Source organism: Pseudanabaena sp. UWO310 (genome assembly GCF_006861605.1).
Lineage (GTDB): Bacteria > Cyanobacteriota > Cyanobacteriia > Pseudanabaenales > Pseudanabaenaceae > Pseudanabaena.
In genome coordinates, this window is record NZ_SELU01000043.1 from 1 (window position 1) to 22,459 (window position 22,459).

At 46.0% G+C, this 22,459-nt stretch carries 16 protein-coding genes; 9 read left to right on the forward strand and 7 right to left on the reverse strand.

From position 1 onward, the window contains the following. The first annotated feature begins 345 nt into the window (after positions 1 to 345). The 4 genes from PseudUWO310_RS14675 to PseudUWO310_RS14690 all read left to right on the forward strand — a co-directional run bounded on the left by PseudUWO310_RS14675 (position 346) and on the right by PseudUWO310_RS14690 (position 5,299). Positions 346 to 1,410 (forward strand): hypothetical protein, encoded by a 1,065-nt coding sequence (locus tag PseudUWO310_RS14675; protein WP_223805679.1) that lies wholly within the window; start codon positions 346 to 348, stop codon positions 1,408 to 1,410. Positions 1,411 to 1,660: 250 nt separating this feature from the next. Next, the gene (gene recQ, locus PseudUWO310_RS14680; protein WP_142602528.1) at positions 1,661 to 3,889 is read left to right on the forward strand and encodes a DNA helicase RecQ; all 2,229 of its coding nucleotides are present in this window, start codon (positions 1,661 to 1,663) and stop codon (positions 3,887 to 3,889) included. Between the two features lie 132 nt (positions 3,890 to 4,021). Continuing rightward, complete coding sequence (locus tag PseudUWO310_RS14685) at positions 4,022 to 4,459, forward strand: DUF29 domain-containing protein (protein WP_142602530.1); 438 nt, start codon at positions 4,022 to 4,024, stop codon at positions 4,457 to 4,459. A gap of 3 nt (positions 4,460 to 4,462) precedes the next feature. Then, positions 4,463 to 5,299: a M28 family peptidase gene (locus PseudUWO310_RS14690; protein ID WP_142602532.1), complete on the forward strand. Its 837-nt coding sequence runs from the start codon at positions 4,463 to 4,465 to the stop codon at positions 5,297 to 5,299. Positions 5,300 to 5,369: 70 nt separating this feature from the next. On the opposite strand, the gene PseudUWO310_RS14695 is transcribed toward PseudUWO310_RS14690, so the two are convergent. Continuing rightward, the gene (locus PseudUWO310_RS14695) at positions 5,370 to 5,915 is read right to left on the reverse strand and encodes a hypothetical protein (RefSeq protein ID WP_190316040.1); all 546 of its coding nucleotides are present in this window, start codon (positions 5,913 to 5,915) and stop codon (positions 5,370 to 5,372) included. 377 nt (positions 5,916 to 6,292) lie between these two features. Here PseudUWO310_RS14695 and PseudUWO310_RS14700 point away from each other — a divergent pair, with 377 nt between their 5' ends. From PseudUWO310_RS14700 to PseudUWO310_RS14710, 3 genes are all read left to right on the forward strand, one after another. Further along, complete coding sequence (locus PseudUWO310_RS14700; RefSeq protein WP_142602536.1) at positions 6,293 to 8,377, forward strand: M3 family metallopeptidase; 2,085 nt, start codon at positions 6,293 to 6,295, stop codon at positions 8,375 to 8,377. Positions 8,378 to 8,628: 251 nt separating this feature from the next. Beyond that, the gene (locus tag PseudUWO310_RS14705) at positions 8,629 to 9,096 is read left to right on the forward strand and encodes a tetratricopeptide repeat protein (RefSeq protein WP_142602538.1); all 468 of its coding nucleotides are present in this window, start codon (positions 8,629 to 8,631) and stop codon (positions 9,094 to 9,096) included. A gap of 246 nt (positions 9,097 to 9,342) precedes the next feature. Further along, positions 9,343 to 11,082 (forward strand): hypothetical protein, encoded by a 1,740-nt coding sequence (locus PseudUWO310_RS14710; protein ID WP_142602540.1) that lies wholly within the window; start codon positions 9,343 to 9,345, stop codon positions 11,080 to 11,082. A 145-nt stretch (positions 11,083 to 11,227) separates the two neighbouring features. Here PseudUWO310_RS14710 and PseudUWO310_RS14715 read toward each other — a convergent pair whose 3' ends face one another. Next, a complete protein-coding gene (locus tag PseudUWO310_RS14715) occupies positions 11,228 to 11,803 on the reverse strand; it encodes an Npun_F5749 family FMN-dependent PPOX-type flavoprotein (RefSeq protein WP_142602542.1) in 576 nt (191 codons plus the stop codon). A gap of 167 nt (positions 11,804 to 11,970) precedes the next feature. On the opposite strand from PseudUWO310_RS14715, the gene PseudUWO310_RS14720 reads away from it, so the two are divergent. Next, the gene (locus tag PseudUWO310_RS14720; protein WP_142602544.1) at positions 11,971 to 13,998 is read left to right on the forward strand and encodes a hypothetical protein; all 2,028 of its coding nucleotides are present in this window, start codon (positions 11,971 to 11,973) and stop codon (positions 13,996 to 13,998) included. Here the strand turns inward: PseudUWO310_RS14720 and PseudUWO310_RS14725 are convergent. Further along, positions 13,995 to 14,954: an asparaginase gene (locus tag PseudUWO310_RS14725; protein ID WP_009626560.1), complete on the reverse strand. Its 960-nt coding sequence runs from the start codon at positions 14,952 to 14,954 to the stop codon at positions 13,995 to 13,997. The two genes, PseudUWO310_RS14720 and PseudUWO310_RS14725, sit on opposite strands and share 4 nt — an antisense overlap. Before the next feature lie 101 nt (positions 14,955 to 15,055). Here PseudUWO310_RS14725 and PseudUWO310_RS14730 point away from each other — a divergent pair, with 101 nt between their 5' ends. Further along, a complete protein-coding gene (locus PseudUWO310_RS14730; RefSeq protein WP_142602545.1) occupies positions 15,056 to 15,955 on the forward strand; it encodes an alpha/beta fold hydrolase in 900 nt (299 codons plus the stop codon). 453 nt (positions 15,956 to 16,408) lie between these two features. Here the strand turns inward: PseudUWO310_RS14730 and sixA are convergent, their stop codons facing one another. The 4 genes from sixA to PseudUWO310_RS14750 form a co-directional block, all read right to left on the reverse strand. After that, positions 16,409 to 16,918 carry a phosphohistidine phosphatase SixA gene (gene sixA / locus PseudUWO310_RS14735; RefSeq protein ID WP_142602547.1) on the reverse strand — a complete coding sequence of 170 codons (510 nt, stop codon included), beginning with the start codon at positions 16,916 to 16,918 and terminating at the stop codon, positions 16,409 to 16,411. Beyond that, positions 16,911 to 17,618: a phosphoribosylformylglycinamidine synthase subunit PurQ gene (purQ, locus tag PseudUWO310_RS14740; protein WP_142602549.1), complete on the reverse strand. Its 708-nt coding sequence runs from the start codon at positions 17,616 to 17,618 to the stop codon at positions 16,911 to 16,913. The genes sixA and purQ overlap by 8 nt, the downstream gene beginning before the upstream one ends. Before the next feature lie 2 nt (positions 17,619 to 17,620). Further along, positions 17,621 to 17,881 carry a phosphoribosylformylglycinamidine synthase subunit PurS gene (purS, locus tag PseudUWO310_RS14745; RefSeq protein WP_055076126.1) on the reverse strand — a complete coding sequence of 87 codons (261 nt, stop codon included), beginning with the start codon at positions 17,879 to 17,881 and terminating at the stop codon, positions 17,621 to 17,623. A 556-nt stretch (positions 17,882 to 18,437) separates the two neighbouring features. Beyond that, positions 18,438 to 22,415 (reverse strand): DNA-directed RNA polymerase subunit beta', encoded by a 3,978-nt coding sequence (locus PseudUWO310_RS14750; RefSeq protein WP_142602551.1) that lies wholly within the window; start codon positions 22,413 to 22,415, stop codon positions 18,438 to 18,440. Positions 22,416 to 22,459: the final 44 nt, after the last annotated feature.

Consider the following 22,459-nt stretch of genomic DNA (forward strand, 5'->3'; position numbering starts at 1 on the left):
AGTAAGCTCCCTATAAATTCATTTTTTGTGATCACAGAAAATGAATTTTTTATGTCTATTTTTTGTGATCACAGAAAATGAGTTTTTTTAGTTTAATATCGTTTTTACTTTTTCTAGGGATTCATACCAAGTTAATAAATGGCTACGCCATTCCTTAACTTGGTATGAAAACTCAAAGATGAGTGGCGGCGCGAAGCGCCGCCACTCATCTTTGGGGCGGCAGCTATATATCAGGAGAAGTGGGGATGGAGGATCGTTTTCGGGTATCAGCTAATATGTAAGATGGGCAATCCTAATTGCCTGCATTACCAAGTTACGAAATCATTATTAAATCAAAGGTTGTCTGTGTCCGTGAGTGAATCTGTACTCGAATCTATTTCCGCTGCATCTATCTCCAGTGAAGCTTTAGCAAATCTTGACTTAGCTGATTTTTCGCTAGACTTGCCCGATCCCAATGATGAAGGCTTAGCGGAAGGGCAATTTTTAGCAGAGGTCGATCTAGCTTGGCAAGTATGCGATCGCTTTGACCTACAGACAGATATCTGGCGAGGGCGGATTTTACGGACGGTACGCGATCGCGAAAAAGCCAATGGTGAAGGACGTGGTACGGGTTTCCTCAAATGGCTCCAAGAGCGAGAAATCAGTAAATCTCAGGCCTACTCTTGGATGCAGCTTGCTAATAGTGCCGATACCTTGATGGCTGATGGTCAGTTAGATGCCGATGATATCCGACAATTTAGTAAGAGAGCATTTTTAGAAACCGCGCAAGCCGATCCTGAAGTACAACAGCTAATTGTCGATGCCGCCAGAAATGGCGAAAAGATTACCCGTCGCGAAGTGCGGCAACTTTCCGATGAATGGACTGCCATGAGTTCTGAGCATTTGCCTGACGAGCTGAAAGAGAAGGTCGCCGCCCATACCATTCCTACGCGCTACGTCGCCCCCCTAGTCCGCGAAATTGATAAGTTGCCTGAAGCCTATCAAACCCCGATCAAACAAGCGATCGCCGATGGTTCCGATCTCGATAACATTAGGCTTGTTACTGCTGACGCGCAGAGGTTAACTAAGTATTTATCCAATACCAATCAAGTACAAGCGATCGCCAACCGTTCTGTCAATATCGATCTTGCCCTTGAAGAAGCCCTAAGATTGGGATGCCTCAAACTTGCCTCCGATCTGGTCAGCCAAGCCTCACAACTCGAACAGTCGATCGCCAAACTCTACGGCACATGGAAACGAGTTGCGACTGCGGCCGATCAGTTGTATGTTGAAGCTGGAGCAAGCACTCCCAACCTGATCGATTTACTTAATTCTCTCGATTCCCTCGCCAGTCAAAATATCACCGTACAGATTGGCAACGATCGTTCGGGGCGCACGATTCGCTTGCAAATTACGGAAGAAGATCAATAGATTTGATGCAAGATTTTATGCGCATAAGTAACTGGGTGCAATTAAATATAAAATCCTGAAACCTTTAGCATACGCGCAGCCTATGCTAAAGGTTTTGGCTCTGTTTTTTAATTTTGCTCAGCTATTTACTAACTATTTACTAAAAGTAAAGATTATCAGCATTAAACATTGCTAATACTTACTTCTAGCAATATTTCCCTCAACCCAATTCACCTCTCTCCCCAAAAAAGAGGAACAAGAAAAAACAGTTATGTCAAACAGTGATTCTTTACAACAAGCGCTGAAGCAGTATTTTGGTTATGAGTCATTTCGGGCTGGTCAGCGCGAGATTATCGAAGCCCATCTTGCGGGACGTGACACTTTGGCGATTATGCCTACAGGCGGAGGGAAATCCATTTGCTTTCAATTGCCCGCCTTGCTCAAAACTGGCGTAACCATTGTGGTATCGCCTTTGATCGCTTTAATGCAGGATCAAGTTACGGCGCTTAAAGAGAATGGTATCGGGGCAACTTTTTTAAATAGCACTTTATCAGGGCGAGAAACCAATCAGCGATCACAAGCAATTTTAAATGGAACGATAAAATTAATCTATGTTGCGCCCGAACGCCTATTTGCCGAGCAGTTTATCGAATTTCTGAATATTGTTAAAAACAAAATTGGCATTGCAGGATTTGCGATCGATGAAGCCCATTGCGTATCGGAATGGGGACATGATTTTCGTCCTGAATATCGCCAACTTAGTCGTCTGCGTCAATTCTATCCCGATGTACCCGTTATTGGCTTGACCGCTACGGCGACCGAGCGAGTTAGGGAAGATATCATTCAACAATTGGATTTACAAAAGCCCTACGTCCATGTTGCCAGTTTCAATCGCAATAATCTCTATTATGAAGTCGTTCCCAAGCAAGGAACTGAACAATCCTACATTAATCTCTTGCAGCAAATTAAAAAAACGCAAGGCTCAGGAATTGTCTATTGCCTAAGCCGCAAGCGTGTCAATGAAATTGCGGAACGATTGCGGGAGGATGGCATCGAAGCTATTCCCTACCATGCGGGTTTGAGTGCAAAGGATCGGGAAGAAAATCAGACGCGATGGATTCGTGATGATGTGCAGGTGATGGTTGCCACGATCGCTTTCGGCATGGGTATCAACAAGCCCGATGTACGGTTTGTGATTCATTACGATCTACCCAAAAATATTGAGGGCTATTATCAAGAATCGGGTAGAGCGGGACGGGATGGAGAAGACTCGCACTGCACTTTATTTTTGGGCTATCAGGATTTAGAAACGATTAAATATCTCATTGCTCAAAAAGTCGATCCGCATACCAATGAGCCATTGGAAGCAGAACAAAGAATTGCCCAGCAGCAATTGCGCCAAGTCGTTGACTATGCCGAAGGTTTAGCCTGTCGTCGTACAATTCTTTTACGCTATTTTGGCGAACATTTTCAAGGCGATTGCGCCAATTGTGATAACTGCCTTACTCCAAAACCCATGGAAGATTGGACGGTAGAGGCACAAAAATTCTTATCCTGTGTGGCAAGGGTAAAAGAGCGATTTGGGGCAGGGCAGATCATTGATATTTTACGAGGTTCTCTTAACAAAAAGATTTTGCAGCATGGGCATGAAAATCTCTCTACTCATGGCATTGGTAAAGATCGCAGTCTGGATGAATGGCGACAACTTTCGCGATCGCTAATTCATCAAGGCTACCTAACTCAAACTACCGATGGCTATGCCATTCTCAAGCTCAATGATCGCAGTTGGGAAGTAATGCGCGGTCAGCGTCATGTACTATTACCCATAGAACGCGATACGGAACCTGCAAGGGTTGCGGAACGCGAAGGTGCGAGCGAAAGACCTGTTGATGTGGAAATTCTCTTTGAGAGATTGCGTCTACTCCGCAAAAATCTAGCGGATGAGCAGGAAGTGCCTCCCTATGTGATTTTTAGCAATGCCACGCTCAACCAAATGGCAGAGCAGCAACCGACATCACGTAAGGATTTTGCCAAGCTATCGGGCGTGGGCGCAAAAAAATTAGAGCAATATGCCGATAATTTTATCGCGATTATTCTCGAACATCATCTCCAATATCCACCTCCAGAACCTGAAGAATCAACAAATTCTAGGGTGAAGCAAGAAGCCGTTACGCCTAAATCGAAACTATCGAAGGCAAGCACGCAGCGCGAAACCCTAGCCATGTATGAGAATGGTCTAGATATCGATGAGATTGCTCGCGATCGCGGATTAAAACCTGCGACAGTCTGGACACATCTGGTGCAACTAATTGAGGCGGGCTATGCAATTAATTGCGATCGCCTTGTCACTCCCGAACGCCAAAATGTTATTTACGAAGCACTCGAAGCGATCGGTGGGGATTCTCTCCGCAATCTCTTCGATCATCTGCGGGAAGAATATACCTACGATGAAATCAAGATCGTTCGCGCCCTCTGGCAAAACGAAAAAGAACCTTTATAATTAAATTAAGTAGCTAGGCGTAAGTAAACTTAAAACCTAGAAAAGCATACCGCCCGCTGCGCGGGCGGTATGCTCTCTGGTTTTGGTTTTTAATTATAAGGATAAACTAATTTGGAACACATTACAAAAGCTATGATTGTTAATGTTCAAACTGATAAATTATACGATCGCGATTTTTCACTATGGGCAGAAATTACTGCTAAGTTGCTTGAAGAAAAGCGATTTGATGAAGTCGATTTAGAAAACTTGGTGGAAGAGGTTCAGGCTTTTAGTCGAAGTGATAAACGAGAAATTCGTAGTCGATTAATTAAATTACTCTCTCATTTACTAAAGTATGACTATCAGCCACAGAAGCGAACTGATAGCTGGATATCTACTATTTCAGAGCAACGCCGTCAAATTTTGCTCATTTTTGAAGATAGCCCTAGTTTGCAAAATTACTATAATGAGGTTTTTGATTCCTGTTACGATAAAGCGAGAATAGAAGCATCTCAAGAAACAAAATTAGATGTCGATACTTTTCCTGTAATTTGTCCCTTTGAAAAGCGTAGTATTCTGAATGCAAAATAAGTAATGGAAAACTTACAAGAGCGATTAGTTCAGTATTTAGAAAAAATTGTCATCGAGCGCAATCCCTACTATGCGTCGGCTGGACATTTATTTGTCCGTGAATATATCCGATCGCATTTGGCTAAGTTCGGCGAAGTGATTACCCATGAGTTTGAGGTAAATGGGAATAAACATCAAAACTTGATTTTAGAAATTGCGGCTAAGGATGGCAAACAGCGATCGCCAATAATTATTGGCGCACATTATGACTCCGTTGCGGGTTGTGTGGGTGCAGATGATAACGGTTCAGGCGTGGCGGTACTTTTAGAATTTGCCGAACACTTATCCACTCATCCTGTCAAATATCCGATTCGACTAGTTGCTTTTGATATGGAAGAGTACGGCTTGTTGGGAAGTGATGCCTATGCCAAAAAGCTCAAGGATGAGAAGCAAAAGCTACGTTTAATGATTTCCTTGGAAATGTTGGGCTATTGCGATCGCGACTCCCAGCAATATCCCGCAGGTTTAGGGAAGCTATATCCCAATACAGGGGACTTTATTGGATTGATTGGGAATATCTCCACGATTCCCGATCTCATTCATTTTCAACACCATCTTAAGCCGATCGTGCCCTGTGAATGGCTACCTGCTGGCTGGCGAGGTTTGGCAATCCCCTCAACGCGCCTTAGCGATCATGCTCCCTTTTGGGATGCTGGCTATAATGCTCTGATGGTCACGGATACAGCGTTTATGCGAAATCCTCACTATCACCAAAGTAGCGATCGCATCGAGACTCTCGATTTAGAATTCCTCACTAATGTTTGCCAAGGGCTAATCACGGGTATTACGAATCTGTCTTGATATTGAAATGTCTTGATGAGGCAATTCAATATCAAGACGGATTCTGCATTTTGACAACTTCCACAAGTCATCAAATTCTCATCACAATTTTATCGCCTACAATTTCCACAAGCGTAATTTTTTGAGCAACCTGCTCTATTTCCTTACTATTACCATTACATAGAATCGCAAAAGGTCTAAATCCATCCATGTGGGAAACACTTGGGAAACTACCTTCACTTGACAATGACTCGATGCAACAAAGATTCCCCGCAAACTCGATAATGCTTATGCTAATGTGATCTGGGTACCATAACGTTCTCTCAATCAGCCTTTGATCATCAATTTCGTAATAGATAGGACTTGGACGATTTCCTCCGCCTACCTTGACTTGGGTAATTCCACGGCGAATAATACAGTTGATTTGTTCGACCGTTAAGATTAGCTCGCTCCTTCCGTTTTCTAACCCATCTTGAAGAAATTCGTCAAACTTTTGTTTTAAAGAATCAAATTCTTCTGGAGTAGTCTCATAAATTGGAAAATCTACGACCGCTTGAGGCATCTTACCGTTAATGATAAACCGTCGCCTGATATAGGAAAAGGAAAAATCAATAGAAATATATAGAATTAGGATCACACTATAGTTAAACCACGGATTGGGAAACGTGGTTTGGAGCTGAACTAGAAATTCATCCATGTAAAATGAATTTTATGTAAATTATGTAAATATTGTTAGTTTGGGAACATAGTTATTCTAGCCTTTATTATTCATGGGAATCGATAACGATCCTCAAATAATGCGCTTTAATCATGCTACTGCGGTTACAACTGCAACCTGCAAGCGCAAATTCTTCCTTGATAAGTAGCTAGGCATAAGTAAACTTAAAACCTAGAAGAGCATACCGCCCGCGTAGTGGGCGGTATGCTCTTTGGTTTTGGGTTTTAATTCTGCCTAGCTACTTATATAATTAATATAGTCATTTACAAATCTTAAAGATTACTTGAAAAAAATTTATGAGTGAAGTTTCTAACCCTCTTTTAATTGGCAAAGGACTGCCGCCATTTCCAGATATCAAGCCCGAACATGTCATTCCTGCCATTACCCAATTACTCGAAGAAACTAGCAAGGGATTGACCGATCTTGAAGCCAATGTCCAGCCCACATGGTCGGGCTTAGTCGAACCATTGGAACGCCTCACGGAGCGGATCGGCTGGGCTTGGGGTGCGATCGAGCACTTGCTCAGCGTCAAAAATAATGCAGATTTACGCGAAGCTCACAAAGTTGTCCAGCCCAAGGTAATCGAATTCTTCAATCGGTTTAGCCAAAGTCAACCAGTTTATAAAGCCTATAAAGCAATATATGGTTCTTCGGATTGGGATAGCCTCGAACCAGCCCAGAAACGTATCGTGGACGCAGCCATCCGTGATGCCGAACTGTCGGGTGTGGGTTTAGAAGGGGAAGCAAAGGAGAAGTTCAATAAAATCCAAATGGAACTTGCCGAACTCTCTACTAACTTCTCCAATCACGTGCTGGATGCCACCAAAGCATTTAGCATGACCTTGACCTTGCCTGAAGAGATTGAAGGCTTGCCCCCCAGCCTGCTAGCCCAAGCAGCACAAGCTGCACGTTTGGATGGGGATGATAAAGCTACACCTGAGCATGGTTCTTGGTGCATTACCCTTGACTATCCCAGCTACGTTCCCTTTATGCAGCATAGCCGCCGTCGCGATCTGCGGGAAAAGCTCTATCGCGCTTTCGTCAGTCGTGCTGCTAGTGGTGAATTTGATAACTCTCCATTAATCGATCGCATTCTCGAATTGCGCCAACAAAAGGCAAATTTGCTCGGCTATGCCACCTATGCCGAATTGAGCCTTGCGCGGAAGATGGCTCCTAATGTCGAGGCTGTAGAGAAGTTGCTCGAAGAATTGCGCCAATCTAGCTACAATGCCGCAGTTGCGGAATTTGCAGAACTCAAGGCATTTGCAAAAGCTCAAGGTGAAACGGAAGAACTCAAGCATTGGGATACAGCCTATTGGGCAGAACGCCAGCGCGAAACCAAGTTTAACTTTACCGTTGAGGAATTGCGCCCTTACTTCCCATTACCCCAAGTTTTAGAAGGACTCTTTGCCCTTGTAAAGCGTTTGTTCGGTGTAACTGTAGTTCCTGCGGATGGTAAAGCTCCCATTTGGCATGAAAGCGTTCGCTTTTTTGAAATTCAAAACGAGAGCCATGAAGCGATCGCCTATTTCTATCTCGACCCCTACAGCCGTCCCGCCGAAAAGCGTGGTGGCGCATGGATGAATGACTGCATCGGACGCGCCAAAGTGATTGAAGATGGTACGCCGATTACCCGATTACCCGTTGCCTATCTCATCTGCAATCAGTCGCCCCCCGTCGATGATAAGCCTAGCCTGATGACCTTTGGCGAAGTGGAAACCCTCTTCCATGAGTTTGGACATGGCTTGCAGCATATGTTAACTAAGGTGGACTATGCGGGCGCTTCGGGTATTAATAATGTGGAATGGGATGCGGTGGAATTGCCCAGCCAGTTCATGGAAAACTGGTGCTACGATCGCGCCACCTTGTTTGGTATGGCAAAACACTACGAAACAGGCGAAACCCTACCAGAAAGCTATTTCCAAAAGCTCGTTGATTCCAAAAACTACATGAGTGGTTCGGGAATGTTGCGTCAGTTGCACTTTAGCCTTGTTGATATCGAACTCCATCATCGCTATCAAATCGGCGGCTCTGAAACTCCGCTCCAATTGCGATCGCGCCTTGCGGAAAAGACGATGGTCATCCCACCTTTGCCTGAAGATAATTTCCTTTGTTCCTTTGGTCATATCTTTGCTGGAGGCTATGCCGCAGGTTATTACAGCTACAAGTGGGCGGAAGTCCTCAGTGCCGATGCCTTTGCCGCCTTTGAGGAAGCGGGGCTGGAAAATGAAGAAGCGATCGCTTCAACTGGCAGACTCTATCGCGATACAGTGCTTGCCCTTGGCGGTAGTAAGCATCCAATGGAAGTCTTCAAGACCTTCCGAGGACGCGAGCCTAGCACTGCACCATTACTTCGTCATAGTGGCTTAGCGAAGGTTTAGCACATGTAGCGGGCAATGCATAAATTGCTCCTAAGTAGCTAGGCGCAATTTATAAAAACCCAAGACCTGTAGCGCACGCTGCGCGTGCGCTACAGATCTTGATTATGGGGTTTAATTATGCTCAGCTAATTACATCTCACATTCCGCTCGTAATGGAAGGGTAAAATAGGAGGCAGGTATTAATACAGAGACGAAAGTATCGAACCTAGACCATATTTACTTGTGACAATTATTATTCAGTGGAGAATTTAATGTCTAACCTTCAGAACGGACTTGCATTATTTCAATCAGGAGAATATTCTCAATCTTTTGATATGTTATTACCTTTGGCAGAGGAAGGAAATGCTGAAGCGCAGAGTGTAATTGGGTGTATATACGAGCTGGGACTTGGAAAAGATATAGATATGAACAAGGCAATATATTGGTATGAAAAATCTGCCGCGCAAGACCATATTATCGCTCTTAACAATCTAGCTAATATTTTTATGTATCTCTATCGAGAAGGTTTAATTGATACAAATAAAGCAGTAAACCTATACAGGAAAGCTGCTGAGCTTGGAATGGCTCCTTCACAATATATGATAGGCAAAATATATTTAGAGGGAATAGGATTAGATGTTAATGAAACTGAAGCTGTTAAATGGTTGAAACTTGCCTCTGCAAATGATTTTGAGCCAGCAAAAACTATGCTGTCTAGTATTTTAAGTAGTTCAGCATAATTAAAAACCAAAACCCAAGAGCATACCGCCCGCGTAGCGGGCGGTATGCTCTTCTGGTTTTTAAGTTTACTTATACCTAGCTACTTATCTTTTTCGCTCCAACCAAAAATCAATAATCGCTATTGTCGCAATCTGATTGCCAGATAGGTATAGCGCCCATGGCTAGCGACAAACCAATATTTCTCGCCGAAGATCAGTTTCAAAAAGAAAGATCCGATCGCACCTTTCTTTTTTATGATAGTAGCTATGCCTAGATTTCAAAGCCGACTTTTTAATTGGATCGATCGCTCGTGGCCAGTTCAGGCTGGACGAGGCGTTAGGCGATCGCTCGATCAAAAACTCAAACAGATGACGGGATTGCCTTTACAGGAATTGCCGCGACTGTTGGCTTATCAAGTTGCCAAGGCAGCCCTATATCCAGTGTATTTAGTCGCCTCGGCAGCCAAGAAAACATTCCCATTACTCGATCGTAGCCAAGTCGAAGCTAGGGAAAATTTGCGATCGCAACCCCATGCTACGGGACTTTTAGCGGAACCCTTGCCGATTAAGGAAGATTTAGATAATGCCATTCGCCAAACCGATGATTTGCCCTCTGATTTACAAACCAATGCCCCTGACGAAGCGCTAAAGTCCGAGATACCATTACTTTGGCGACCCTTGGTGAAGTTTTTTAACTGGATCGATCGCACTACAGTACGCATAGATCGAAACATTGCGACGTTGGTCAAGCGGGAGCCTGATGGGCTGGCAGATCGTTCTGAATTAGAGTCAAAATTGCTTGCCAATCGGATTTTTGCGGAAATCTGGCAACAGGTCGAGCAGGGACAGACCGACCCGAACAACTTGAAAACCAGTAGCGGATTGACTGAAAACGTGGCATTGGGAAGAAACCGACTCGAACAGTTGCGGCGGTTGATTGAGGCAGCGATCGCTTATTTCTTTGGAACTCAATCCCAATCTCCATCACAGATTCAAGACGAAAACATTATTGGGGATGGGGAGCGTCCAGAAATCGATAGTTCGGAGACATCGGACGAGCAGATATTGTCGGGGGAAGCACCATTAAAACAGCGGAGCGTTAACCCCTCGCAAGGAAGCGCTCGCCTGTTCGCCGCCAGAAAAGCAGCAGCCAAAAATTCGTTGCAAACCAATTCATCGCCAGCAGCCAACCCAACCGATGCAGGCGATCTCACAGCAAATGCAACGTTAGCGGAAAGTAACAACCTCGATCGCTTGCGCGATCTGATCGTGGCGGCGATCGATTATTTCATTGGCAAGCGATCGCTTGATGGTGATGGAAGCACAGCTTTTAGCAATGCGAATGATGATACAAATGGCTCTCCATCGGAATTGCTATCGGCAGAATTTATTGACAAATTGCAAACTATGGGAAGTTCGGTAAAAGGGAACCAACCCAGCCACAATTCTGGCTCCGCTCTTAAACCTGACAATCAACTCGAACGCTTACAAAAGCTGATCGAGCAAGCGATCGCCTATTTCTTTGGCAAGCAGAAACCAACTCTAGATGAAACCTCAGATATAAGTCCTAGGGAAGAAGCTTGGTTAACGATGGAAGAAGTGTTTGGAGATGATAATGGTCCTTGGCCGCTTCCTTTAGAATATGAATCGATCGCTTTTAGTAAATCGCCAGATCGACAGGCAATTCATTCATCGGGAGAGTTACAGAATTCAGAAACGACGACCACGCAGATTTCCCAAGATCGTTTAGGGGGAAATTTGGTCTTTGAAGAAGAACTTTTAGATCTCCAGCAATCGAACTCCGACCCAGAAAGCGATCGCCCTCTTAAGGCTTGGATTGAGGCAAATGCTAGCCTTTTAGGCTATGTCTATAATCCCGTTATGACGGTAATTTTCTGGGTCGATGCGATCGTTCTCAAAATTGAAAATCTGATTATTGGATTTTGGCGAGGATTGCTCAATTTTCCCAAGCGATTAATTCGTTTTATTCGTTATGGAAAAAGGTAGCCCATCCTGATCTATAGCTGCCGCCAGTCTTGTATTGTTGCCGCGCTCCGCGCGGCAACAATATTTTGGGGTTTATGCCCTGATACAGTTGACGGCAGCTATATTTATCTTCAAGAATGGCGGCGCGAAGCGCCGCTATTCTTCTTTATGGATTGACTTCCTGTTCAGCCCAATTCCCTTGTTCGTCAAGAAGGTAGAGCCAACGGTTTTGAGGATTACCGCGTAATTCTAGGCGATCGACTTCTATCGGTTCGATTAATAGCAGACAAAAGGAAGGAAGTGGCTGTTCGGGATCGGGAGGGGCGATATGGGCAAAATCAATCCTTGGCATCCGTGGATGTCCCCAAGCAAACTGCATTCTGGCTGGATCTGAGAGCGCTTTCCACGCATCCGATCGCGCTTTTTGAAATTGTAAGTCCGAGCATTCACTGTTAATCAAGATCGATTTGCCGAGAATCCGAAACTGCGATCGCGTTTTGGTGAAATACCAATTGATCTCTGCCCAAGGATTAGCATCAATTTGCGCAATTTTTTGACTGCGCTCATCCGTAACAATTTTGAGACAATCTTTAAGGCGATCGCAATTTTCCAAAAAACCACGAAATACAACTGTCCGATTGCGCGGACGCTGATCGCAACCCATCGTTGCTAGCTGTAAGAATCTTGATTCGGGTTGATTGCGATGTTGATGTAAACTTCGAGCTAGATGCGATCGCCACATAAAAACATTTAGAATAGGTCTGTGCTAAGTAGTTCGGCATAATTAAAAACCAAAACCAGAGAGCATACCGCCCGCTGCGCGGGCGGTATGCTCTTCTAGGTTTTAAGTTTACTTATGCCTAGCTACTTACTTCCTTTAACAAGCACAATTCTATTCTAAATGGTATTATGGCGAATTTGTGGATTGAAGGTGGTAGTCGCAGCGGCAAAACTGAGCTTTTGTGCCAGCAGTTTTGCCACTGGGTCGATCGAGATTTTGCCAACCAGTCCAACCCTCAAGCAGCTTCCCAAAAGGTTTTAGTTTTTACCGTTGATGCCCAACGCAGGGGCAAGCTTAACGAAGAACTGATGCTGGCAACCCACGGACAATACCCCGTCACTGTGGTCACACCTCTGAGCTTTTTTCGTGATGAAGTTCGCCTATTTTGGACATTGCTCGTCAAGCAATTGGGGATAAAAGCCCAGTTTCCGCTCCTATTAAGGGTTGAGAACGAGCAAGAATTAGCCCATACACTCTGGAAAGATCGCCTTGAAACAGGAACTCTCCAGATGGAGGGCATTGGGCGCGATCGCCTCGTGCGAAGACTGTTAGATCTCTTTCTCCTAGCTGCCTATGGCGGGCGCGATATCCGCGAAATCCCCAAGGTTTTAAATGCTGGGATCGAGACAATTCTCCCAGAAAATCATGAAGAGCTAGGGGAAAATATTGCCGAGCAATGGCAAGAGATCGGGGAGGCTTTACAGGAATGGCGGGGATATTGTTGGCAACGCGGTTTGCTGACCTATGGCATTATTACCGATCTATTCGGTCATTATTTATTGTCGAATTCGCAATATCAGCGCAAACTCCAACAGAGATTTCAATATGTCATTGTCGATCGCGCTGATGAGATGCCTGCGATCGCCTGCGATTTATGCAGATTGATCCTCGTTCAAGGCGCACAGGGCCTCTTTACCTTTAATCCCGATGGCTTAGTCAGATTAGGACTGGGAGCCGATCCTCAATATTGGCAAGAACTCAAAGCTGAATGTGAAAACATCCATTTACCGCATTCTCAAACCACCTTGGGGGCTGACATCGCCGCCTCGGCGATCCAGCTTGTGAGCGAACCAATTTTGCAGTTTATGGAACCCTACGCCACCCTACGTTCCATTGAATCGGTTTCTCGTGCCAAACTATTCCGTAACGTTGCCGAAACCATTGCCTCAGCGATCGCTTCTGGCGAAGTTAAGGCAAACGAGATCGCCATCATTGCCCCCGGTTTAGACAATATTGCCAACTATGCCTTGGTGGAAATCCTGCGTAAAAAAGAGATTAATGTCAATCCCCTAGACGATCAGCGCCCACTATCCTACTCGGCACAGGTGCGATCGCTTTTAACCTTGCTTACACTGGTCTATCCCAACCTTGGCAACCTTAGCAGCCGCGATCGCATTGCCGAAATGCTGGTGGTACTTACCGAAGCGATCGACCCCGTTCGGGCGGGAATGCTTGCCGACTATTGCTATGCGCCCCATCCCGAACATCCGCAACTCCTAGCCGCCGAAACCTATAACCAGTGGAACCGTCTCGGCTATGAAGCCACTCAAACCTATGAAAAATTGCGACAATGGATCGAGCAGCAATCACCTAAAGATACGCCACTTTTATTTATCGATCGCGCTATTCAGGCTTTCTTTAAACCTCGCAAACTGAATTACGAACATACCGCCACCCTACAGGAATTGATCGAAACCGCTCAATACTATTGGCAATTAGGCTATCGGCTCGATCTCGAAGATGCGGTCATTCTCGAAAAGTTTATTCAACTGATTCGGCAGGGTACGGTGACGGCAAATCCCTATGCTCCCGATCTGCCCCAAAATAGCATCGTGCTAGCGACGATTTTTCAATATCGGATGGCTCGGCTTTCCCATCGTTGGCAATTTTGGCTGGATGCTAGTTCCGACCTGTGGTTGCAGGGAGGAGCCGCCTCTCTCTATGGTGCGCCTCTTTTTCTTAAGAATTGGACTGGAGAGGTATGGACGATCGAACATCAGCGCAGTGCCGATCAGCAGCGGTTACAGCGGTTGATTAGGGATTTACTCGATCGCACTAGCGATCGCCTCTACCTCTGTCATAGCGAACTAAGTACCAACGGTCAGATCCAAAACGGAGTATTAAGTCCCTTAATCGAAATCAGCCAAGCGGTTTAGGCTAGGGATAGTTCGCCTACGGCTTCAAGGCGGCTATATTTACCGATCGAGAGAAAAGATTCTTCTAAACTCTGGGCGACGGTCGGACTAATCCAGCCCAACTGTTTGAGCAGGTGGATAGAAACCGCATTCTTGGCTCGTTTCGAGCCATCCATCACCTTAATCGCCAGCCCCAATCCTTCGCCAATGCGACCGATGCATTGCACGCCTTCCGCTCCCGATTTACTAACAATTTCGCCCCCAGTCAGCCGCATTAATTCCGTATCAAATTGACCATCCCCAGAAACCATATCAGGATGTCGGGTCATCGCGCGGGCAATGCGTTCTAAATGTAATTGATCGTGAGCTGATAGCTGGGCATACAGCCTTGCCAATTGACCGATTTCTAAGAGGTAGGTGGGCACACCACAGTCGTCATGGGCGCAAATAAATTCCGCAGCAGGCATATGCAGCAAATCTGCCATAGTATTCAAGGCAAGTTTCTGCACGGGATGATGTCGATCCATATAGGACGAAATTTGCCAACCCTGTTGCTTGCAGATCGCGATCATGCCTGCGTGCTTACCAGAGCAGTTATGTTGTAGGGGGCTTTTTTGACATTCTGGTACTGGGCATTGCAAAGCGCTCGGCTCGACATCGCAGCGCCACAGAATACTAAAAACCTGTCGGGCTTGGGCGATCGTCCCTTGGTGCGAACCACAAATTATGGCAAGGTCGGTTTCCGATAGGTTGAACTGCTCCTGTGCGCCACTAATCGAGACAGGCAGAGCTTGAATGGGCTTCAGACAAGAACGAGCAAAGGTTGTCGTCTGGGGATCGCCTGCTGCCGAGAGCACGCGACCTCTCGTATCAACGACAGCAGCTTGACAAGAGTGGCTTGATTCGACAATGCCCTCACGTAGCAATTGGACGGTAATTTTGTTAGCGGAGAAACGATTGCGCTTGCCAAGATTCATAATTTACTGCTTGAGGATCGCCATCATAATCCTACGGCAAGGTTAAGATATATATGAAGATATGTAACAATTGTAGATATTAATACATAAATAATTTCTCAATGATTTCTACAGGGACTGAACCGATCGCAGGTGAATATTGGCAGTGGCGCGACCAAAGGGTTTACTTTGTGAAGGCGGGGGCTAATCTTCAGCGTCCGCCCTTGCTCTTGGTGCATGGCTTTGGGGCTTCCACCGATCACTGGCGCAAAAATATTGCCGATCTCAGTCAAGAATTTGAGGTATATGCGATCGATCTGCTCGGTTTTGGGCGATCGCAGAAACCAGCTTGGGAATATAGCGGCGATCTCTGGCGCGATCAACTTGATGACTTTATTTCCACCCAGATCCAACGTCCCACGGTGATCGCGGGGAATTCCCTCGGTGGCTATGCTGCTCTATGTGTTGCAGCCGATCGCCCGCAATCCGTGGCAGGAGTTATCTTACTTAACAGTGCTGGTCCTTTTACCGATACCAATCCCCTCGGCTCACAAAAAGTAAATCCACTCCAAAAGGCAATCTCTAAAACCTTGCAGGGGGTTTTGCGGCAACCTTGGGCGAATCAATTGCTATTTGCCTTTGTCCGTCAAAAATCCCGCATTCGCAGTACCTTAAATAAAGTATATCTAGATCGCTCCGCCGTTACCGATCAACTGGTCGAAGAGATTTATCGTCCATCCTGCGATGAAGGAGCCGCACAGGTTTTTGCCTCAGTATTTAGCAGCCCTCAAGGTAAAAAGGTGGATGAATTATTAAAGGCGATCGCAGTTCCCCTATTAACAATCTGGGGCGAAGGCGATCCTTGGATGAATTCTCGGTCTAGGGGAGCTAAGTTTCGCGAGTTTTACCCAGCCTTGACCGAACATTACATTCATGCGGGACATTGTCCCCATGACGAGAGTCCTGCGATCGTCAACCAATTAATTCGCGATTGGTATGCGACTGCTTTATCCCAAAGCTAAAAATGGCTATGCCATTTTTAGCTTTGGGATTAGGACATATAGCTGCCGCCAACTGTATCAGGACATAAGGGACTTGCGATTTAATGAAGTACCAAATATAAAACCAGAATCGGTGGCGCGGCTCCGCCGCGCCACCGATTCTGGTAAATCTGGATTGGTATCTTATTTTCTCGCAAGTCCCTAATACCAATTTCCAAAATGGCGTTGCCATTTTGGAAATCTCAAAACCTTACTGGGTTTGGTGTTTAATTCCCAAAAGTGTTGTCACACTTTCGTGAATTGGTATAAAACCCCAAAGAGAGTTGCCGCTCGGAGCGCGGCAACTCTCTTTGGGGTTTTGATTTTGTCCTAACAAAACTGGCGGCAGCTATAAACCCCAAGAATTGAGTGGCGGCGCGAAGCGCCGCCACTCAATTCTTGGGGTTTGATTTGTCCTGAGTCAAGTGACTGTAGCTATATTAATAACTTAGGAGGAATCGACAAAAACAACACGCCATTCCCCAGCCAAGGTTGAGTTTCTGGTAAAGATAAACCAATCAGCCCAGCCTTTTTGAGAACCAATACCCCTCTAGACTCCCCCCAGATCAGCATCTCAGCCCAAGTCGTCAGGTCTGGCTCATGTCCGATCATGCCTAGCGAAGCTTTGGATGGTTGTGGATGTTGGGTGAGCCATGCCGAGATTCCCTGTAACCATCTATCAATATTCCCTTCGGGCGCGAGTTCTGTCTCTTGTGCCAAGGGGCAGTTACCAAAAACATCCGTAAAGATATCTGCGGTTTGTTGGGCGCGAACCAATGGACTGGTTTGCAAAAGGTCAAAGCGCAAACCCAGATCGTAGAGCCGCTTGGCGACCTGTTTAGTTTTTTTGCGCCCCTCATCGGTAAGAGGACGCTTGGTATCATCCTCAAGGTAGTTTTCCCGCTCCTCCGCAATGCCATGACGAATGAGATAGAGACTAGGCATTGACTAAAGAACCTCCTAATCCTTCCAGCAGACCTGCAAAAAGGGCTTTGCCATCGGTGCCACCGAGAATTCCTTCTACAGCTCGTTCGGGGTGGGGCATCATTCCGAGGACGTTACCTTGTTTATTGCAAATACCTGCAATGTTTGCCAAGGAGCCATTCGGATTACTCTCATCGGTAATGTTGCCGATCGCATCGCAATAGCGGAAAACGATTTGATTCTGGTCTTCTAGCTCCTTAAGGGTATCCGCATTAGCAAAGTAGCAACCTTCGCCATGGGCGATCGGCAAAGCAATGATTTGCTGTTGTTGATATTTTTCGGTAAATATTAAGTCATTGCGCTCAACCCTTAGCGGGACGCGATCGCAAATAAAATGTAAGTCGCGATTGCGAACTAATGCTCCTGGTAGTAGCCCCGACTCGGTCAAAATTTGAAATCCGTTACAAATGCCGATGATGTATTTACCCTTTGCCGCATGTTCCTGTAACGAACGCATTACTGGTGCAAATCTTGCGATCGCACCGCAGCGGAGGTAATCACCATAACTAAATCCCCCAGGCACGACGATCGTATCGCAATCGCTAATATCAGTTTCGGTATGCCAGATCAGCCTTGTGGGTTGCCGCAAAATACCACTAGTAACCGTAGCAACATCGCGATCGCAATTAGATCCAGGAAATACCAGAATGCCAAATTTCATCTCTATGACTCCTGAGCGATCGGGGTTAACTCAAAACGATAATTCTCAATGACAGGATTTGCCAGTAATTTATCGCAGGTTTCATCTAACTTTTGCGAAGCCTCCGCTTCATCGGCAGCATCAAGGATAATTTCGACATACTTGCCAATGCGAACAGAATCAACGTGATAATCCATTTGCTTAAGTGCCGACTGTACGGCAGTCCCTGCGGGATCGAGAACCGATGGACGTAAGGTAACAAATATACGGGCTTGATACTTCATGCGGGGTGTCAAATATTTAGATGCGATCGGTAGATACAGTATTTTTCAACAGTTAGATAGATAAATAGATCTACAGGATCTTGAATCACGATCATATAGCAAATTGAAAGCCTCTAATACCAATTCTCAAAATGGCGTTGCCATTTTGAGAATCTCAAAACCTTACTGGGTTTGGTGTTGAATTCACAAAAGTGTTGTCACACTTTCGTGAATTGGTATAAGTAGCTAGGTGCAATTAAATATAAAAGCCCAAAAGCTGTAGCGCACGCTGCAAGTGCGCTACAGCTTTTGGTTCTGGGTTTTGATTATGCCCAGCTACCTATAGCAACCTAAGGTTTACTTAGGACAAGTCAAAACCCAAGAATTAATTGGCGGCGCTTCGCGCCGCCAATTAATTCTTGGGTTTTATGTCCTAGTACAGCGATAGCTATACCAATAAGAGAATAGCGGCGCTTTGTGCCGCTATTCTCTTATTGGGTTGTGTTTCTTAGTAAGCGGCGCTTGTAAAAAGGCTTGAGTTTGATTGGTAATTACGACGAATTATCTAAGCTTAGGCTTAATCTTCATCGTCAAAATCATCATCTTCCTCTTCATCATCGTCTTCAAATTCCACATCATCATCCACTAGCTCATCGTCAAAATTACGACGAGTACGAGGCTTATCGACGACACGGATTGGCTCGATCCGAGGTTCAATGATTTGGTAATTTCGCGCCGTATTGTCATCAATAATGACATCATCCGCTTCTTCGTCGTAGCCAAGATCTGGCTCGTAGCCATTATCAACATCGACAATAGGCGTATCGTAAGCATTAAAGCCCGTACCCGCAGGAATCAAACGACCGATAATGACGTTTTCCTTCAAGCCGCGTAACCAGTCAGATTTACCCTCGATCGCTGCTTCCGTGAGAACGCGAGTGGTCTCTTGGAAACTAGCTGCCGAGATAAAGCTGTCGGTATTTAAACTTGCCTTGGTAATACCCATCAATACAGGCGTGTAGTCCGCAGGTGCGCCACCCGTAATGTCCATAGCCTCATTGATCTGCTCAACTTGGTGGAGTTCGACCAATTCCCCAGGAAGACGGGTAGTGTCGCCACCATCCTCGATCCTGACCTTGGAAGTCATCTGTTTGACGATTACCTCAATATGCTTGTCGGAAATATCCACACCTTGAGATTGGTATACGGACTGCACTTCGTTCATTAAGAACTCCTGTACTTTCTGTAGCCCGATCAGGGCAGCCTGTCTCACGCCAAGGGATTCTTTGTAAGTATGGAAGTAAATGTCAAGAATGTCATGGGGGTTGGCGGGACCGTCGGTGAGTGCTTCACCAGCCAAGATCTTCTGACCATCAGAAATAATTACACTCTGACCCGCGTTAAAGGAGTAGTCATCATCAAGAACTCCATCATCTCCGAGGATCTTCACTTCGGGATTGTCGTCAGAGTCATAGGTAACCTGAGCAGTACCCGATGTCCGCGCGAGCACGCACATTTCCTTGGGTTTACGAGCTTCAAGCAGTTCTTCAATCCGAGGTAGACCTTGGATAATGTCTCCTGTTTTTGCACGCTCGAACACCAATAAAGCAATGTTGTCGCCACGCTGAACGAGGTCAGCATCATGGATTTGCAACAAGGCTCCTGGAGATACTAGGTAAGGGCGACCGATCCGAAATACGACATTCCCGTCTTCTACCTTAAGAACCTGTCCCGATTCCTCGGTGATTACACCAGCACCGATCTCATCGCCCGATCGCAATAGATCTCCTGGAACCACGGTGGGGTTAGGGCAAGCTGTGGTAATGCAATCGGCATCGGTAACAACCAGTAGGCGGCGTACCACTTCCGAGCCCTTACGAATTCCGCGAATTTGTCCAGCTTTTTTGCAGAGAATTTCGGTACGAGCAACCACAGCCCCTGGATCAATGCGATCGCCATCATTTACCAATAGACGTGTCCGCGAATTGGTGTGGGTAGGATCGCCTGAATTGTCTTGGCGAATTACCAAGGATTCAAGAATTACCAACTGTAGGCGCAAGCTACCTGGATCGCTATCGTTGGGAATGAATTCAATGTCCGCAGCTAATTGAGGCGCATCGGTATCGACCTCTAATAGCAACTGGGTTTTGAGTAACTCCACACTATCGATCGCCTTTACGCGATCGCCATCCTTGTAAGGAATCCGCTGTACCGCTCTTAGCCCAATCGAACGACCTTCTTGATTCACCGACTCTTGGCTAGGAACCGTAGGTACATCGGGAACTTGGTATTCTTCGACAGGACGGAGCAATAAGGCAGGACCCTCCGTAGAATCCAAATATTCCACGTAGCGTAGTTCGGGGGAAACCAAACCTGGCATGATTTCGGTACCAGGATAGGCTAAAGACCCATTTTTTTGCATAGCGGTTTGGGGATCGTCGACCAAGTGCAAATCCCCTGGCTTAATCACGATTTCACGCAAAATGTCGTTCTTCTGGAATACCTCTACCACACCTGCGGTTTGGCTGAAGATATCCTTAACAACTTCTGTACCAGCCTCAATGAACTGGTTCTCTTCCACCATTAACAGCGAAGCATCTTTATTCACTTCATGGGTTTCTTCAGGAACCCAAAGCAATGTGCCGCCCTTAACAACTTCATAGCCCTGTTTACCCTTGCTGCGCTTCGCAACTTCTACCCCAGCGAATTTGATAATACCGCCGCTTTTGGTTTGATAAGTATCATCGATCAGCTCGGCAACAACTTGATTGTTAATCAATTTGCTACCTGGAGAAGCCTTCAGGGAGAAGCTCTGCCCACCCTGAGTTTCGAGGATGTAATGCTCTCGTCCCTGATAGCTTTCTTCCTTGACGATAGCCTGATCCAAAACTACCGAAGCGGTAATAATTTCCACCTCACGGTTGTGACGGCTGTCCTCTTCACTGAGACGCACGACACCGCCATGTTCGGTAATTAAGCGGGTTTCGGCAAGTACATCTCCCTCTTGGACATAGGCTTCATTTTTGACCGTAGGCTCGGCAGTGGGCGGTAGATCGTAGACCTCACCACCTAGTACCCAAACCCGACCTTTTTCTCCACGAGCAACATAGCTGGTATTGCCTTGGCGGTCTTTCTTCTCTTCGATCGCCAGATCGGAGAATAATACTTCACCAGCCAAACCAGTATTGAGGGCTTTAGTTGCTTTCTCTGTGGTTTTGCGCGAAGTTTTACCCGTTGCCGAAACCTCAGCCATCAATTGATTTTGACTGACCTTTTGTCCGTCACGCACCAATAGGGTTGAACCTTGGGTAACGGCATACACGCGCTTACCTTCAGAACTTTCTAGGGTAAAGTCACCATTTGATTCTACGATGAAGGCATCTTCACCATGACGGGTACGCATCGGGCGCACCTTCAACTTTTTGCTGTACTTAATTGTGCCGTCGTAGGGAGCGCGTTGCTGTTCCGCCACTTCCCCTGTAAATACACCACCCGTGTGGAAAGTACGCATGGTTAGCTGGGTACCTGGTTCACCGATAGACTGCGCGGCAATAATCCCCACAGCTTCACCGATATCTACTAATTCGGCATGAGCCAAGCTCCAGCCATAGCACATTTGACAAACTGATCGCGTCGATTCGCAAGTAAAGGCTGAACGGACACAGACCTCTTCCACCCCAGCCTTAGCCACAGCCAAAGATAAATCCTCAGAAATCTCTTGGTTCCGCATGACGATTACTTCGCCAGTTTTCGGATCGACAATATCTTCGGCAGCAACACGACCAAATAGGCGATCGGACAATTTGATGAGGGTCTTTTCCCCATCCCGCATTGCCTTGAGCTTAATACCGCGCGTAGTACCACAATCATTTTCACGCACGATTACATCTTGCGATACGTCAACCAGACGACGGGTGAGATAGCCAGAGTCTGCCGTCCGTAACGCCGTATCTACCAGCCCTTTACGGGCTCCATAGGATGAAATGATGTATTCTGTAACGGTTAATCCTTCACGGAAATTGGTCTTAATAGGTAAGTCAATGATTTCCCCTTGAGGATCAGCCATCAAGCCCCGCATACCCACTAACTGGCGCACCTGCGAGATATTTCCCCGCGCCCCAGAGAACGCCATCATATAAACAGAGTTAAGAGGATTATTGCTCTTGAAATTTTTTACCACCTCATCCTTGAGGTTTTCATTGGCGACGTTCCAAGTGTCAATTACTTTCTGGAAGCGCTCTACTTCAGTAATTTCTCCTCTCGTATAACGGCTTTCGGTTTCTTCGATTTCTAGCTCGGCCGCCGCTAGTAAGGCTTTTTTACTAGCAGGAACCTGCAAATCATCAATACTGATGGATACACCAGCTTGAGTTGCATAGCGAAATCCTAAGGATTTTAATTGGTCGGCAACATTAGCGGCGCTTGTAGTGCCATAGTGGGTAAAAGCCCAAGCAATCAACTTTTTTAGCTGTCCCTTATCAATCGTTCGATTGATAAAACGTTGGGGCTTGTTATCGTTAGGCGAATCCGTGCTGCTAGTCGTGAAATCTGCCATGGTATTAAGCTGTGTTAAATAATCTTCTGAGTAATTAATCCAAA